The following is a 16,237-nucleotide window of genomic DNA, read 5'->3' on the forward strand; positions in this document are numbered from 1 at the left end:
TCCCCGATGATCGCCCCTCACGTCATCCCGAGCGCAGCGAGGGATCTTTCCGTCGCTCCAAGATCCCTCGCTCGCTGCGCTCGGGATGACATCGAGAGTAAGGGGGGGCCACGTCGTCCGGACGACACTCAGCGGCTGGCGAGCTTGACGCGCACGTTGACGCTGGCGCTGCGGCCGTCGGCGTCGATCACGGTCAGACGCGCGAGGCCCGGACCGTCGGGCTTCCACGCCGGATGGGCGCGGAACGGGTCGGCGTCCAGCGGCTTGCCGTCGACCAGCCAGCGCAGCTTGCCGCTGCCGCCCTCGGCCCGCAGCGCCACCGTCGCGGCGCCACCGAGCTCGACGGTGGCGTCGGCGGTCGGGAACAGGATGCGCGGCGGCCTGATGGTTTGACGCGGCGTGGCGGCCGTCGGCGCGGCCGGCCTGACTTCTCGCGAAGCCGTCGGCGCCGTGGCCGCCTGCAGCCGCGTCGCTGTTGTCTGGAGCGTGCGCAGCAGCGGCGGCAGATCGCGGTTGTGCGCGACAACCAGCGCGTCGGCCGGCGCGGGCCGGCGCGCCGAATCCTCGGCCGGCAGCCGGTCGAACGCCTTGAGCAGCAGCGGCAGCGCCGACTGTCGGCCGTAATGGCCCGGCCGCGGAGTGCCGTCGGCGTGGCCGGTCCAGACGACGACGGTGTACGCGGCGGTCCATCCGGCCGCCCAGGCGTCGCGGAAGCCATACGAGGTGCCGGTCTTGAACGCGAGCGCGCGGTCGGTCGCCACCTGTCCGTCCCACATGCGTGGCAGGTTGGCCCAGCCCTCGGGCAGCGGCGCGCCGGCGAGGATGTCGGCGAGATGCCAGGCCGATGCCGGGGTGACGAGCCGGTGGACGGCGTCGGCGGAATCGGACGCGCGCAGCCTCGGCTTGACCACGACGCCGTCGTTGGCGAGCGCGGCGTAGAGCGTCGCCATCTCCAGCGGCGACAGCGCCACGCCGCCCAGGGCCACCGCGAGCGAGCCGCCGGCCTGCTCGGAGCGCGGCAGCGCCGGCGCCACGCCGGCCTGGCGCAGCGCGGCGAGGAAGCGGCCGGAGCCGACCCGGTCCAGCGCCGCCACCGCCGGCACGTTCAAGGAGTGCTGGAGCGCGCGCCGGACGGTGAGCGTGCCCTGGTGGTCGCGGTCGAAATTGCGCGGCATCCAATCGCCGAACCGCGTCGGCGCGTCGTCGACCAGGGTCTCGGGATGGGCGATGCCCTCGTCGAACGCCAGCCCGTAGATGAACGGCTTCAACGCCGAGCCGGGCGAGCGGCGGGCGCGCACCAGATCGACCTGCGCGTGGCGGCCGGAGGGATCGCCGCCGTACCAGGCGACGACGGCGCTCCGGCGGTTGTCGACCACGACGATGGCGATGTCCGGCGAATCGCCGGCGCGGCGGCGCTCGTCCTCGGCCAGCCGCGCGACCGCGTTCTGGATCTCCGACCGCAAGGTGGTGCGGATCGCGCCCGGGGCGGCGCCGGTGGCGAGATGCTGCGCCAGATGCGGCGCCGCCGACGGCATCGCCAGCCGGCGCGCCGGGGCGGGGCGCTTCAACGCCTCGGCCAGGGTCGCCGCGTCGATCGCGCCGCGCGCGTGGGCGCGCATCCGCACCATGTCGCGCGCCACGTGCGCGCGATCGGGAAAGCGGTCGGGCCGGCGCCGCTCGGGCGACTGCGGCAGCCCGACCAGAAAGGCGGACTCCGCCAGCGTCAGCCGCGACGGCTCCTTGCCGAAATAGAGTAGCGAGGCGGCCCGCACGCCCTCGATGTTGCCGCCGAACGGCGCCAGCGTGAGGTAGATCGAGAGGATCTCGTCCTTGGAGTAGCGCCACTCCAGCTGGAGCGCGCGCGCCGCCTGCTTGAGCTTGCCGCTCCAGCTGCGGTTGGGCCGCGGTTCGAGCAGCCGGGCGGCCTGCATCGACAGGGTCGAGGCGCCCGACACGATGCGACCGCGGGTGGCGAACTGCTCCAGCGCGCGCATCGCGGCCAGCGGGTCGACGCCGATGTGGCTGTCGAAGCGCTGGTCCTCGTAGGCCTTGAGCAGCGACAGGTAGCCGGAATCGACGTCCTGCCGCCGAGTCGCCAACCGCCACTTGCCGTCCGGCGTGGTGAAGGTCCGCATCAGGCGGTCGTCGGCGTCGCGCACCTCGACCGACACGGCGCGGTAGCGCGACAGGTCCGGCGGCGCCAGCCTGTCGAGCGTCAGCAGGCCCGCGGCGAGCAGCCCGGCGGCGACGGCGGCGTGGCGGACGCGGCGCCACATCCGCCCGCGGAGCGGGCGGACGCCCTCGTCCGGTGCGCCGCCGCCGGCCATGGTCTCAGCGCGGCACGATCACGACGCGGCCGCTCTCGCCGCGGGCGACCGTCTGCGGATCGTACATGTCCTCGGCCTGCGGCGCCGGCAGGGCGTAGGCGCCGGGCGTCACGGCGCGCACGATGTAGGTCACCTGGCCGAACTTGCGTGGCTTCTCCTCGTCCCGGTACCACCAGCGCTGGGCGGCGGGGATCTCGCGGGCGCCCAGGTTGACGGCCGCGAACATGCGGTCGTCGCGGGCCTCGACCGAGACCGGCCGCTCCTCGCTCTTCTGCACGCCCTCGATCTCGAAGCCGGCCGGCAGCAGGTCGAGCAGGGCGATCTCGCGGTAGGCGTTCGACTCGTTCCACACCGTGACCGTGACCTTGAGCCGGTCGTTCTGGCGCACGTTGAGAAGATCGACCGCGCCGTCGCTCAGCGTGGTGTAGACGCGCGAGATCGTCAGACCCTTCTGCTCCGGCGGCAGCGGCGCCGTCGGCACGCCGCGCGCCGACACCGTGGCCCACACGTCGGTCGACGCGGCGTTGGCGACCACCTTGCGGCGGCCGTCGCGCAGATCGACGTCGAACACGGCGGGATCGCGCTCCGGCTTCACCGACTGCCCGTCGATCTTCAGGTCGAGCTTGCCGCCGCCGCCCTGCAGCGTCGCGCTGGCGGCGAGCAGCATCCACGCCTTCTCCTGCGTCGTGGTCCACCGCGCCTCGGTGCGCTTCTGCTCGGCCATCAGACCGACCAGGCGGACCAGCGCCGGACGCTGGTTGGCCTCCGGCGCGACGGCCATCAGGCCGGCGAGATCGCGCAGCGCCGTGCCGTAGTAGTCGCCGGTCGGCGTGTCGCCGACCGCCGACAGGGCGTGCGCGAACTCGGTCGCGGCGCGGCCGCGTTCGCCGATCAGCGTCAGCGCGGCGGCGAGATGGCCGCCGGCCAGCGCGCCGGTCGTCTTGCGCCCGTCATTATCCTGGAAGTAGCGGACGCGGCCGGCGTCGGCCAGCCCGCCGCGCGCCAGCACGTACCAGGCGTAGGCCTGGGCGTTGGGCGCGAAGCGCTCGGCGCTGCGCTGGAGCCACGCCATGCCCTTGCGGTAGGCGACCTCCGGCACGACGTAGCCCTTGTCGCGCGCCCGCATCAGGAAGTCGTAGGTGTAGACCTGCAGCCACTGGTCGGCCGGGCTGCCGACGGCGCCCCACATGCCGAATCCGCCGTCGCCCATCTGGCGGTCGAACACGCTGAAGACGGCGTCCTGGACGCGGCGCGGGATCTGGTTGTCCTGCCGCGTCTCGCCGATCAGGGCGAGATCGTTGAAGTACAGCAGCGGCAGGGCGCGGCTGGTGGTCTGCTCGAGGCAGCCGTAGGGGTACTTGTCGAGCGACCGCAGCAGGCTGGCGACGTCGAAGCCGCGCAGCGCCGAGACCGCGACGGTGACGCTCGCCGTGCCGGGCAGGAAGTCCGACACCACCTCGCGATCGACCGTCAGGTCCTTGCCGGGGGTGAGCTGCACCACGGACTGCCGCGTGACCGGCGCCTGGATCGGCCTGACCTCGATGTCCCAGCTGCGCGTGACCGTGAAGCCGCCGGGGCCCTCGACCTGGAGGAACACGGTGCCGGTGCCGACCGCGCCGCCGCGCACGGCGACCGCGAACTGCTCGCGCTTATTGACCGGCAGCGAGATCCGCCGGTCGACCGGCTCGGCTAGGGCGACCGCGCCGGAGGTGGTGACGCGGGCGCGGTACTCGCCGGCGGCGCCGTCGACGTTGTGCAGCGACACCGTCGCCCGGCTGTCGTCGCCGGGCGCGAGGAAGCGCGGCAGGACCAGATCGGTGGCGACCGCGTCGCGCACGTACATGCGGCGCTCGGCGGAACCCACGCGGGTCTTGTCGAACGCCACCGCCATCAGGCGGAGCTGGCCGCTGAAATCGGGCACGTCGAGCTCGATGCTGGCCTCGCCCTTGGCGTCGAGCTTGACGATGCCCGAGAACAGCGAGGCGATCTTGATCGGCACGACGTCGAGCCCGGCGCCGCCGGCGCCGTCGCCGCCGCTGCGCAGCTGGCCGAGGAACTCGGCCCGGTCCTGGAGCAGGCGGCCGTAGTCGTCGCGCATCGCCACGCCGAGGCGCCGCTTGCCGAAGTAGAAATCGACCGGCGCCGGCGTGCGGAACTTCGTGAGCTGGAGGATGCCCTCGTCGACGGCCGCGAGGGTCACGAAGACCTCCGCGCCGTTGGCGTTGGCGACCTTGACCGGCGCCACGATCTTGCGCCGGGGCAACGTCTTCTCGGGCGTGCCGATGGCGATCTGCAGGCTGCGCGGCGCCGGATCGACGCCCAGCCACGCGAGACCCACGGCGCGCACCGGCGCGCGGTCGGGCGCTGTGGCGCCGAGCGGCCGGTAGGCGGTCACCAGCGCGTAGGCGCCGGCGCCCCAATCCGCCGACACGGGGATGTCGATGGTGGTGGCGCCGGCCGGCACCCGGACGGTCCGCGTGTCGAGGACGCGGTCGCTCGCCAGCACGACGAGCGCCTCGCCGGCGAACGGCGCGTCGATGCGCAGCTTGGCGGTCTCGCCGGCGGCGTAGAGCTTCTTGTCGGCCGACACGCCGATCGAATCGGGCGTGTCGCGCTCGGCCGAGGACGAGCCCCAGCCGACATAGAACTTCACCACCGTGCGCGTGTCGGTCTCGCGGTCGAGCACCACCAGCTTGTGCGGGCCCCATTGGAACGACTGGCGGATGTCGGCCGGACGATCGGCGGCGGCATCGAGCTTGCCCTGCGCGATCACGGCGGAGTCGTCCTGCTCCTGCCAGCGCCAGCGGCCGTCGTTGTCGCGGAACCAGGTGAAACGCCGGTGCACGCGCTCGATGCGCCACTCCAGCTCGCGGCGCGCGATGCGCTTGCCCTCGTTGTCGACCGCGACGACCTCGAAGGTCGCCTCGTGGCCCTCGGGCACGAACGCGCCGGTGTAACCCTTGGCGCCGTACCACGGCGGCAGGTCGCGGCCGCCGACGGCGGCGCGGATTCCGAGATAGACCGGCCGCGTGCGGATCGGCAGCACGGCGTCGGTGCTGGTCATGCGGCCGCCGGGCTCGAACACCGAGACCCGCAGCTCGCCGCGCAGCGGCACCAGCGCGTCGACGGCCTCCGGCAGCGCGCCGGTCACCTTGCTGCGGCCCTGGCCGTCCAGCCGCGCGATGTCGAGCGCCACCGGATCGACCTCGAGCTTCACCTCGGGATCGCCGAACATGAAGCCCGGCAGGGCGGGGAACGGTGTCGGGTCGGGCTTGATCGTCAGCTCGGCCTCGCCGTCGAGGTCCGCCGCCGGGGCGCCGTAGAGGAACTCCGACGTCACCGGCACGTCGATGTCGGCGCGACGGCCGAGCGTCGCCGGCAGCTTGCCGATCTCGACCTTCAGCTTCTGCGGCACGAAGTCCTCGACCGCGATCTCGATCTGGCCGACGGCGGCGCCCTTGGGATCGACGAAGGCCTCGACCGTCCACTTGCCGCGCCGCGCGGAGCGGGTCAGCTCCAGCGGCCAATGCGCGCCGCCGGCCGACAGGGCCGGCATGGTCACGCGGCGGTACTCGACGCCGTCCGGCCGCTTGGCCACCAGGGTCAGCGGCATGCCGTCGATGGCGTTGGCGCCGCGGTCGCGCAGCAGGGCGGTGACGTTGACGGTCTCGCCGGGGCGGAAGATGCCGCGGTCGGCGTAGAGGAAGGCGTCGATCGGGCCGGGGACGGCGCGGCCGTCGATGCCGCGGTCGGACAGGTCGAACGCCGCGCGCTTGATGTCGATGTGGTTGAAGTCGGCCTTCTTCGCGTCAAGCGCCATCACCATGATCGGCGTGGCCGCGCCGCCGCCGCCCAGCAGGCCGGCCGGGAACACCGCGCGGCCCTGCGCGTCGGTGGTCGCCTTGGCGATGTCCTCGTTGTTGCGGGCGATCAGCGACACCTCGACGCCCGGCAGCGCCTCGGCGGTCTGCAGCGAGCGCGCGAACACCGTCATGCCCTCGCCGCCGGTGAAGGTCGTCAGGCCGATGTCGGAGTCGATCACCCACTGCGTCGCGAATTTGCGCTCGTAGTAGGCCTCGTAGTCGTAGTTCTCGTTCTCGCGGTCGAGCAGCACGTCCATGGCGCCGTCGGCGGCGTTCCACGCCACCACGACGTAGGCGCCCGGCTTCCAGTCCTTGACCACCTCGCGCACGGGGATCGCGGTCGTGACGGCGCGGTTCTGGACGTTGCGCACTTCCATCGTTCCCGACCACACCAGGGCGCCGGTCTTCTTGCGGAAGGCGTCCATGGCGTAGGCCTGCAGCTCGCGGCGCTGGTCGCCGAACGCCTCGTCGTCGTCGGAATAGTAGATCGAGGCGCTGCGGCCGACCTGCGAGACCATGCGCTCGCCGATGCGGTAGACGTGGACGTTGACCTTGCTGACGTTCACCGTCGTCAGCGGCACCCCGACGCTGGTCTGGCGCGGCAGGATGTGGCCCTTGCCCTGGAAGGCGACCACCGGCGCGCGCTCGCCAAGCGCCACCACGACGGTCTCCGACGCGTCGAGCTTGCCGCCGTCCTGCGACGGCAGACCGGCGCGCACCAGCACCTTGTAGTCCTCGCCGTGGTCGAGGCCGCCGAGGCAGATGCGCTCCTGCTTGACGGCGATCGCCGCCTTGGTCGGCGGCGTGATCTCCAGATAGTCGCCGTATTTCACGCGGCCCGATTCATCGAGCAACCGCGAGAAATGCAGGCACGCCTCGGGCGCCGCCTCGCCGCCGACGGTCTGACGCACGAAACGGAACGGCGCCGGCGCGCCGGTCGGCGGCGCCGGCGTTCCGGCCGTCGCCGGGATCGGAATCGGGGCGGCGGACGCGGGCTGCGCGGGTGCGGCCGGTGTCGTTGTCGCGGCGGGTGTCGGTGTGGCGGGCGGCGTCGCCGTCTTCACCGGCGTCGCCGGTGGCGTGGCCGCGGGTTTGGCTGGCGCCGCTGCCGTCGGCGCCGCTGGCGGCGCGTCGAGACGCTCGCCGCGATGGCCGAGGAGGTAGCCGCCCAATCCCGACACGAGCGCGACGACCGCGATCAGGGAGGCGAGGGTGTTGCGTTGCATGGCGTTCACCGGCGGGGCGTGCGGAGAAGGGGACTTGGATGCGAGGCTTGGGCGCAATGTGACCGCCGGCGGCGCGGGGCGGCAAGGCCCCGGTTCGACGGCGTCATCGCGTCGCTTGGCAGTCTACATGCGGGAGTCGTCAGCGAAAAGTGACTGCTCGCGCCCATGGCGGTTTGGACACTTTGTGAGGTGTTGCGGCTCAATCCGGCAACTTCCAGTCTTTTAGGCGCGGATCATGTCCGCATTGTGTCTGATTCGCGCAATTCCGCAGGGTTGCGGTCCGTCTGCGCGCCGGGCGCGCTGTGGATAGAGCGGACCGCGCGCGACGGCTGGTCCGTGGTAAGTCCGCGACGGATCGTCGGCCGGAGAACCAATGGCGTTGCACCTGATCAAGCTCGCGGTGGGCGTGCGCGATTTCGGCCATCTCAAGGAGCTCCAGGCCAACCGTCGGCGCGAGCGCCGGCAGAAGGGCAACGGGCCGCACTGGGTGTTCACGCGCAACACGCCGAAACGGGTCGAGGAGCTGCTCGACGGCGGCTCGTTGTACTGGGTGATCAAGGGCGTGGTCGGCGCCCGCCAGACGCTGGTCGGATTCGACGAGGACGCCGACGACGAGGGCCGCAAATACTGCAAGATCAAGGTGCGCCGCACGGTCGTCGCGACCGCGCCGATGGCGATGAAGGCCTTCCAGGGTTGGCGCTACTTCGATGGCGCGCGCGCGCCGCGCGACCTGTCCAAGGGCGACACCTCTGCGCTGCCGCCCGAGATGGCGGCGGAGCTGAAACGCCTCGGGCTGCTTTGACGCGGATGGCGACGCCGCCGCCGCGACCGGGACTAAGCCCGCCGGAGTGGGTGGTGTTCATCGGCGCGGCGCTGGCGCTCGGGGCCGTGGCCGGGCTCTACGCGCGGCCGCCGTTCGACGACGAGATCCACACGCTGGTCGCGGTCGAGCGGCTCGGCTTCGGTCAGATTCTCCTTGGCACACTGGCGGGCGGCGACATCCATCCGCCGTTGGCGACGTTGTTCTTCAAGGCCCTGTGGACGCTCGGTCTCGACGCGACGGCGATGCGGGTCGTCGCGATGGTTCTGACCATCGCGGCATTTGGCATCGTCCTCGATCTCACCCTGCGTCGTCTCGACCCCGGCGACCGCGCCGTCCGGCGCGCCGCGATCGCGGCGTTCGTCGCCTGTCCGCTGCTCTATGGCGCCGGCGACTCGCTGCGCTGGTATCCGGTGTTCGCGGCGCTGGCGGCGGTGTTCGTCGCGGTGTGGTCGCGCGCCGGGCGTCCGACGATCCTCGCGGGCGCGCTGCTCGGCCTCGCGGCGTCGACCAGCTTCCTCGCGGTCGTGCCGGGCGTCGTCATGATGATGCGCCGCTATGCGTTTCAGCGGCGATTCGAGCGGGCGCGCGACGTCCCGTTCATCGTAGCGACCCTGATGTGCGCGTCACCTGGGCTGATCACGTTCTGGAACGCCGCGACCAAGGCCGGCGAGGTCCGCGACGGTTCGGCCCTCGTCGCGCCGCTGACGCTGGCGCTGGGGTGCTTCGGCGGGGGGAGACTCGGGCTGTCGCCGGCGCCCGCCATGTTGCCCTACATGGCTGTCGCCACCCTCGCCATCGCAGCGCTCGCTTTGCGATGGCTTCGGGCGGACCGCGATCACGCGGCTACGGCGCGGTCCGGTGAGCTCGCGCGAGTCGCCGTGTCGTTCGTCGCGCTGTCCGCGATCGTCATGGCCGCGCTCGGCCTCTCGCAGCCACGCGCGCTGTTGTTCGTGGCGCCTTTCGTCTGCGCCGCCATCGTCCTCGCGCTGCCGCGGGCGCCATCACTCCGTGTCGTTGTCGTCGCGGCGCTCGCATTGCCGACCACGCTGGTCGTCGCGACCACGTTGCCGACGACGTATCCGTTCAAGCGCAACCTCGCGATCCCGATGACCGAGGTGATGGCGTGGATCGACGCCGAGGCGCCGGCCGATGCCGCGTTCGTCACCTCCGAGCCGGTGCTCGAATACCTGCTGGACCGGCGCGGGCGCTGCGTCGTCGGCCGCATGGGCGCGGCGCGCGCCTGCGATGCGGCGCGTCTGGCGGCGGCCGGCGCCGTCGTGGTCCTGCGCGACCACACGTTCGAGGACGTTCCCCAGTTGCGCGACGCCGCCGACCGGGCGGCGCGCGAACGGCGGCCGGTCCTCACCGCGACGTTCGGCCTCGACCGCGACGCGGCGCTGAAATCGCGGCTGACCGGCGTGGCCCTGACGCCGTGGATCCTGCGCGCCGAGCTGTGGCGCTGACGCGCGGGCCTACCTCGCCGCCTTCCTCTCGGCGTCCATGCGCTTGAGCTCGCGGCGCAGGATCTTGCCGGTGGTCGTGAGCGGCAGGGCGTCGAGGAACTCGACCTCGCGCGGATACTCGTGCGCCGCCAGCCGTGTCTTCACGTATTCCGCGATCTCGCGCTTGAGCGCCTCCGACGGCACGGCTTCCGGCCGCAGCTGCACGAAGGCCTTCACGATCTCCGTGCGCACCGGATCGGGCACGCCGACCACGCCAACCATCGCCACGGCGGGATGGCGCATCAGGCACTCCTCGATCTCGCCCGGCCCGATGCGGTAGCCGCCCGAGGTGATCACATCGTCGTCGCGGCTCTTGAAGAAGACGTAACCCTCGTCGTCCATGCGCCCGACATCGCCGGTCAGCAGCCAGTCGCCGGCGTATTTCCTCGCCGTGCCCTCCGGGTTCTTCCAGTATTCCAGCATGACGACGGGGTCGTGCCGCCAGCCGGCGATCTGGCCTTCCTCGCCGGCCGGCAGCGGCCGGCCCTGGCCATCGACGACGGCGACCCGGCGGCCGACGGCGGCGCGGCCGCAGGAGCCCGGCTTGACCGGGAACCAGTTGGGCGAGTTCACGATCATCAGGTTCATCTCGGTCTGGCCGTAGCCTTCCGACAACGTCAGGCCGAAGGTCTCGCGGCCCCACGCCAGCAGCTCCTCGCCCATCGCCTCGCCGCCGGTATAGACGCTGCGCACGTCGTAGCCCCAGCGCTGCCGCGGCCGCTCGACCTGGCGCATCATCTTCAGCGCCGTCGGCGGGATGAAGCTGGCGCCGACGCCATGCTTCTCCAGCATGGCGAAGGCGCGCTCGGGATCGAACTTGGCGAAGCGGTGCGCGAGGACGGGGTTGCCGTAGAACCACGCCGGAAACAGCGAATCATAGAGCCCGGCGATCCACGCCCATTCGGCGGGGGTCCACATGACCTCGTTGCCGCGCGGCCAGAAATCGCCCCACTGGTTCATCGCCGGGATCACGCCCAGCATCATGCGGTGGGCGTGCATCGCGCCCTTGGGCTGGCCGGTCGTGCCCGAGGTGTAGACCAGCAGCGCCGGGTCCTCGGCGTCGGTGTCGACAACCGGGAACGAGTCCGACGCCGCCGCCAGCAGCGTGTCGTAGTCGAGGAAGCCCCCGGCGTGTCCGCCGGCGCCGATGACGACGATCGTCCTGAGGGCGGGTAGCCGGTCGCGCACCGCCAGCACTTTCGGCAGCTGCGACATGTCCGTGAGGATCGCGGCGGCGCCGGCGTTCGAGGCACGGAACTCGACCGCCTCTTCGCCGAACAGGGTGAACAACGGCAGCGCGATGGCGCCCATGCGGTAGCAGGCGAGATGGCCGATCGCGAGCTCGGCGCTCTGCGACAGAAACACGCCGACGCGGTCGCCCTTGGCGACGCCGCGGGCCGCCAGCGCGTTTGCCAGCCGCGAGCTGGCGCGCGACAGCTCGCCGAACGTCCAATTGCGCACCGACCCGTCGGCGTTCTCGACGATCATCGCCAGCGACGCCGGCGGATGGCGGTCGCACACCGCCCGGGCGATGTTGAACTTCGCCGGCCGCGGCCAGCTGAAATCGGCCTGCGCCCGCTCGTAGCTGCGGCCCGGAGGAATCATGGCGGTGTCGGTCCCGATCCTGGGTTGCTCGTCGCGCCGCACTCTATCGACCCGCCGGCCTCCGGCGCCAGCCGCTTGCGCGCCAAGCCGGATTTGCGCTGGAAAGGCAGGACAATTCGATTGCGCCGTGGCGGCCGCGGCGGGTTCCGTGGCCGGTGCCGCCCCTGTATGATCGGGGACCTCTTGAGGAGCCCACCGCCCGATGCCCCCCGACGGAAGCGCCACGCCGATCCCCGCCAAGGCCGCCAAGCAGAAGCCGACGCTGGTCAACTCGGTGTGCCCGCACGACTGCACCAGCACCTGCGCGCTCGAGGTCGAACGGCTCGACGCCCATACCATCGGCCGCGTGCACGGCTCGCGGCGTAACACCTACACCGCCGGGGTGATCTGCGAGAAGGTCGCGCGCTATTCGCAGCGCGCGCACCATCCCGACCGCCTCCAGCACCCGATGAAGCGGACCGGACCGAAGGGCTCCGGCCAGTTCGCGCGCATCTCGTGGGACGAGGCGCTCGACACCGTCGCGGCGCAGTTCATCGCCAAGGCGGCGGCGCACGGCAGCGAGACGGTGTGGCCGTATTTCTACGCCGGCACGATGGGGCTGGTGCAGCGCGACGGCATCAACCGCCTGCGCCACGCGATGCGGTACTCGCGCTGGTTCTCGACGATCTGCGTGACGCTCGCGGACACCGGCTGGGTCGCCGGCACCGGCTACAAGCGCGGCGTCGACATGCGCGAGGTCGACGAGCATTCCGACGTGGTGGTGATCTGGGGCGGCAATCCCGTGAACACCCAGGTCAACGTCATGCACCACGCCATGGCCGCGAAGAAGCGCGGCGCCAAGCTGGTGGTGGTCGATCCCTACCGGACCGGCACGGCCGAGAAGGCCGACATGCACCTCGCGGTGCGGCCCGGCACCGACGGCGCGCTGGCCTGCGGCGTCATGCACGTGCTGTTCAAGGAGGGCTTCGCCGACTGGGACTACATGCGCAGGTACGCGGATTGCCCGGACGATCTGGCGGCGCACGTGGCGACGCGGACGCCGGAATGGGCGGCGGGCATCACCGGCGTTCCGGCGGCCGAGATCGTCGCGTTCGCGCGGCTCTACGGCTCGTCGAAGAAGACCTACATCCGTTGCCACCACGGCTTCAGCCGCTCGCGCAACGGCGCGGCGAACATGCACGCCGTCACCTGCCTGCCGACCGTGACCGGCGCCTGGTCCCAGCTTGGCGGCGGCGCGCTCTACGGCCACACCCAGATGTATCCGCTGAACCGGACGTTGATCGAGGGCACCGATGTCCTTGACACCTCGCTGCGCGAGCTCGACCAGTCGCGGCTGGGGCCGATCCTCACCGGCGACCCGGAGGCGCTGCACGGCGGCCCGCCGGTCACCGCGATGCTGGTGCAGAACACCAACCCCGCGATGGTCTGCCCCGAGCTGCATCTCGTGCACAAGGGGCTGGCGCGCGAGGACCTGTTCCTCTGCGTGCACGAGCAGTTCATGACCGAGACGGCGGCGTTCGCCGATATCGTGCTGCCGGCCACGACCTTCCTCGAGCACGACGATTTCTACACCGCGTCCGGCCACACCTATTTCCAGGTCGCGAAGAAGGTGATCGAACCCTACGCCGAGAGCCGTGAGAACCATTTCGTGATCTGCGAGCTGGCGAAGCGGCTGGGCGCGGAGCACCGCGGCTTCGGTATGACGGCGTGGGAGATCATGGACGAGACCCTGAAGGTCTCCGGCATGTGGGACGCCGAGACCAACTTCCAGAAGGGCGGCCAGGATTTCGTCAAGCCGTTCGAGACCGGGCATTTCCTCGACGGCTTCGAGACCCCGGACCGCAAGTTCCATTTCCGGCCGGACTGGAAGCGCTTCGGCGGCCGGTGGCGGGAGATGCCGGCGCTGCCCGACCATTTCGACGTGATCGACAACGCCACGGCGGAGAAGCCGTTCCGTCTGGTGGCGGCGCCGGCGCGCACGTTCCTGAACTCGACCTTCACCGAGACGCCGGGATCGCTGTCGCGCGAGAAGCGGCCGACGGCGCTGGTGCATCCCGACGACTGCGCGGCGCTGGGCGTCGACGACGGCGACCGTGTCGTGCTCGGCAACGAACGCGGCGAGGTGCTGGTGCACGTCAAGCCGCAGGCCGGCCAGCAGCCCGGCGTCGTGGTCGTCGAGGGCATCTGGCCGAACAAGCATTTCGAACGCAAGATCGGCATCAACGCCATCACCAGCGCCGACCCCGGCTGGCCCAACGGCGGCGCGGTGTTCCACGACACCGCCGTGTGGATCAAGAAGGCGTAGACGCCGCGCTCCTTCATTCTCCCCCGTCGTCGTCGGAGGCGGCTCAACGCCGATGTCGGGCGATCAGGGAAGCATCTATGGAAATCTACAGCGAAGCGTGGGCCGCGAACTACGAACGCTTGGCGAACGCCTCGATCGCCGGACGCGAAGGCCTCTACCGCCTGTGCAAGGCGTACCTGATGAATTTGCCGGACGACGCGCGAGTGCTTGTCATCGGGTGCGGCACGGGCGAGGAACTCGTCGTCCTGGCGAAGGCGCTACCGCGGGCGTCGTTCGTCGCGATCGATCCAGCGAGACCGATGCTGGCGCTTTGCGCGAAGCGAGTGGCGGACGAAGGGCTGTCCGCGCGCATCGCGATACGCAATACGACGCTTGCTGATTTCACCCCGCCCCACGATTTCGACGCGGCGACGGCCATCCTCGTGTCCCAGCACCTTAGCCCGGACGCCGCCGCCCGGGCCTTCTTCCAACGGATCGCTGCATTGCTCAGGCCGGGAGGCCTGCTGTACAGCGCCGATCTTCACATCGGCGCCGGCCAGGACCGGGATTCGCTGCTGAGGTTGTGGCGCGGCAATGTCATCGCGTCCGGATTGGAACCTGAGGTGGCGGATGGAATGCTGCGGAAGATAGAAACCGAGATACGCCCGCGTGATGAGGCGGCCATTACCGATTTTCTGCGGAATGCCGGCTTCACCAATATTCTGATGCCCTATCGGTCCCTCATCTACGGCGCGTGGGCGGCGGAGAAGACAGCCGCCTGACATCGCGTCCGGAACGGCAAGCGCCGATTCCCTGGTGGCGGTTCACATGGCGACGAGCCGCGGGACCGGTTCATCGCACAAGTGGAGGGGCGTGCCGGGAGGCGCGCCCCGGCGGCCGCGGCGCGGATGAGGGGCGTCTTCTACCGCCCCCGGCCTGCGGAGCCGCCGGGGTGGCGGGTGTGGGGCTCGCCGGCGTGGATGGTCTGGGTGCGGGTCGTGCCGGTTCGGTTGCCGCCGGTGGTGTAGTGGCGGCCGGTGCCATGGCCACCCGAACCGACATGCGGATTGCGGCGCACCACCGGCCGCTCGACGCGGGAGGCCGGCACGCTGACCACGGCCTGGCCGTTGTCGTAGTAGACCCAGCGGTTCGTCCGCGGATCGAGATAGCCCTGCAGCGGCTTGAGGTATTTCTCCGCTTCGGTCTGCTGCGCGCCGGCCGGCGTGATCACGGCGGTGGTGGCGAGCGCCAGCGCGATCAGGACGAGGGGAAAGCGGTTCATGGTCGTCTCCGTTCCAAGCCGGCCGCGTGGGCCGCTGCGGGACGGATGGTGGGGCCGGTGCCGGCCCGGACCTATGAAGCGCTTCACGGTATGGACTTCGGACACGGCGGCGCGCGGGCCCGGATCGCACGACGGCGAGGGGCGTGGCGCGCCAAGGCGCCGGAACGGACGGGCGGAGCGACGTGTTATCCCAAGGGCGATGGTCGCTAGATCACTGCCGGCGGTGTAGGCTCGGCGCCAACGCCGGCTTGAGACCGGCTCCGCGACGTCAACCCCCGGACGCCCGCCATGACCCTGATCGCGCCGCTCTCGTTCCGCCCCGCCGCCGCCAATCCGAGCGTCGTGCAGGCCCAGGCGCCCGCCGCCGACCGGGCGCACGTCATCGTGTTCGGCAACGAGAAGGGCGGCTCCGGCAAGTCGACCGCCGCGATGCACGTGGCGGTGTCGCTGCTGCGCGACGGCCGCCGTGTCGGCACGCTCGACGTCGACGCCCGCCAGGGCACGTTCACGCGCTACGTCGAGAACCGCCGCGCCTACGCCGCCGCGAAGTCGCCGGGGCTCCGCAATCGGCGCACCGCGCCGTGCTGCCCTCGACGCTGGGCACGCGGGCCGAGAGCGAGGCCGACGAGAAGGCGCGGCTCGACGCGGCGTTCGGAGAGCTGCTGGCCACCTGCGAGTTCGTCGTCGTCGACACGCCGGGTAGCGACACCTTCCTGTCGCGCCACGCCCACACCTACGCCGACACGCTGGTCACGCCGCTCAACGACAGTTTCGTCGATCTCGACCTGCTGGCGCGCATCGACGCCGACACGTTCAAGGTGGTCCGGCCCAGCATCTACGCCGAGACGGTGTGGAAGCAGCGCCAGATCCGCGCCATGCAGGGTGGCCGGCCGGTCGACTGGATCGTGATGCGCAACCGCCTCTCGGCGCTCACCGCGCGCAACAAGCGCGACATGGGCGCGGCGCTCGAGGCCCTGGCCAAGCGCATCGGCTACCGGCTCAGCCGCGGCCTGAGCGAGCGCGTGGTCTACCGCGAGCTTTTCCTCAAGGGCCTGACGCTGCTCGATTTGCGCGAGGAGCGGACCGGCGTCGCCATGACCATGTCGCACGTCGCCGCGCGGCAGGAGGTGCGCGACCTGGTGTCGACGCTGAACCTGCCGGGCGTCGCGGTCGAGACGCCGGCGGAGCCGCGGCCGGACGACGAGCGGGCGGACGCCGCCGAGTAGCGCCGTGCGTGGACCGCCGCGAGGTCCTTCACTGCGCTCAGGACGACGAAATTCAGGCGTGGCGCCGAGGTCTTCCGCGGTGCTCGGGATGGTGGTTCC

General features: G+C 71.4%; 8 protein-coding genes and 1 pseudogene. 5 read left to right on the forward strand and 4 right to left on the reverse strand.

The features are described 5' to 3' along the window. Window positions 1-128: 128 nt before the first annotated feature. Window positions 129-2,276, reverse strand: coding sequence for a penicillin-binding protein 1C (pbpC, locus tag IPK81_23950; protein QQS12487.1), 2,148 nt, complete (start codon window positions 2,274-2,276; stop codon window positions 129-131). Between the two features lie 55 nt (window positions 2,277-2,331). Beyond that, entirely contained in the window at window positions 2,332-7,416 is a 5,085-nt protein-coding gene (locus tag IPK81_23955; protein ID QQS12488.1) for an alpha-2-macroglobulin family protein, read from the reverse strand. 373 nt (window positions 7,417-7,789) lie between these two features. Here IPK81_23955 and IPK81_23960 point away from each other — a divergent pair, with 373 nt between their 5' ends. Next, complete coding sequence (locus IPK81_23960) at window positions 7,790-8,218, forward strand: DUF1489 domain-containing protein (protein ID QQS12489.1); 429 nt, start codon at window positions 7,790-7,792, stop codon at window positions 8,216-8,218. Between the two features lie 5 nt (window positions 8,219-8,223). Continuing rightward, window positions 8,224-9,702, forward strand: a complete 1,479-nt coding sequence (locus IPK81_23965) for a hypothetical protein (protein ID QQS12490.1) — start codon at window positions 8,224-8,226, stop codon at window positions 9,700-9,702. A gap of 9 nt (window positions 9,703-9,711) precedes the next feature. On the opposite strand, the gene IPK81_23970 is transcribed toward IPK81_23965, so the two are convergent. Next, window positions 9,712-11,346, reverse strand: coding sequence for an AMP-binding protein (locus tag IPK81_23970; GenBank protein ID QQS12491.1), 1,635 nt, complete (start codon window positions 11,344-11,346; stop codon window positions 9,712-9,714). A 202-nt stretch (window positions 11,347-11,548) separates the two neighbouring features. On the opposite strand from IPK81_23970, the gene IPK81_23975 reads away from it, so the two are divergent. Both IPK81_23975 and IPK81_23980 read left to right on the forward strand, forming a co-directional pair. Beyond that, window positions 11,549-13,651 (forward strand): molybdopterin oxidoreductase family protein, encoded by a 2,103-nt coding sequence (locus IPK81_23975; protein QQS12492.1) that lies wholly within the window; start codon window positions 11,549-11,551, stop codon window positions 13,649-13,651. 77 nt (window positions 13,652-13,728) lie between these two features. Beyond that, on the forward strand, window positions 13,729-14,412 hold the full coding sequence (locus tag IPK81_23980; protein ID QQS12493.1) for a class I SAM-dependent methyltransferase: 684 nt from the start codon (window positions 13,729-13,731) through the stop codon (window positions 14,410-14,412). 140 nt (window positions 14,413-14,552) lie between these two features. Here the strand turns inward: IPK81_23980 and IPK81_23985 are convergent, their stop codons facing one another. Further along, on the reverse strand, window positions 14,553-14,912 hold the full coding sequence (locus IPK81_23985) for a hypothetical protein (GenBank protein ID QQS12494.1): 360 nt from the start codon (window positions 14,910-14,912) through the stop codon (window positions 14,553-14,555). A gap of 288 nt (window positions 14,913-15,200) precedes the next feature. Here IPK81_23985 and IPK81_23990 point away from each other — a divergent pair. Beyond that, window positions 15,201-16,138, forward strand: a pseudogene (locus IPK81_23990) (AAA family ATPase). The last annotated feature ends 99 nt before the right edge of the window (window positions 16,139-16,237 follow it).

Source organism: Rhodospirillales bacterium (assembly GCA_016699855.1).
Lineage (GTDB): Bacteria > Pseudomonadota > Alphaproteobacteria > Reyranellales > Reyranellaceae.

What these genes read in the sequence shown, in the direction of transcription:
- IPK81_23965 (QQS12490.1), top strand. Translation starts at nt 8,224, where the DNA reads ATGGCGACGCCGCCGCCGCGACCGGGACTAAGCCCGCCGGAGTGGGTG.
- IPK81_23975 (QQS12492.1), top strand. Translation starts at nt 11,549, where the DNA reads ATGCCCCCCGACGGAAGCGCCACGCCGATCCCCGCCAAGGCCGCCAAG.
- pbpC (QQS12487.1), bottom strand. Translation starts at nt 2,276, where the DNA reads ATGTGGCGCCGCGTCCGCCACGCCGCCGTCGCCGCCGGGCTGCTCGCC.
- IPK81_23980 (QQS12493.1), top strand. Translation starts at nt 13,729, where the DNA reads ATGGAAATCTACAGCGAAGCGTGGGCCGCGAACTACGAACGCTTGGCG.
- IPK81_23970 (QQS12491.1), bottom strand. Translation starts at nt 11,346, where the DNA reads ATGATTCCTCCGGGCCGCAGCTACGAGCGGGCGCAGGCCGATTTCAGC.
- IPK81_23985 (QQS12494.1), bottom strand. Translation starts at nt 14,912, where the DNA reads ATGAACCGCTTTCCCCTCGTCCTGATCGCGCTGGCGCTCGCCACCACC.
- IPK81_23960 (QQS12489.1), top strand. Translation starts at nt 7,790, where the DNA reads ATGGCGTTGCACCTGATCAAGCTCGCGGTGGGCGTGCGCGATTTCGGC.
- IPK81_23955 (QQS12488.1), bottom strand. Translation starts at nt 7,416, where the DNA reads ATGCAACGCAACACCCTCGCCTCCCTGATCGCGGTCGTCGCGCTCGTG.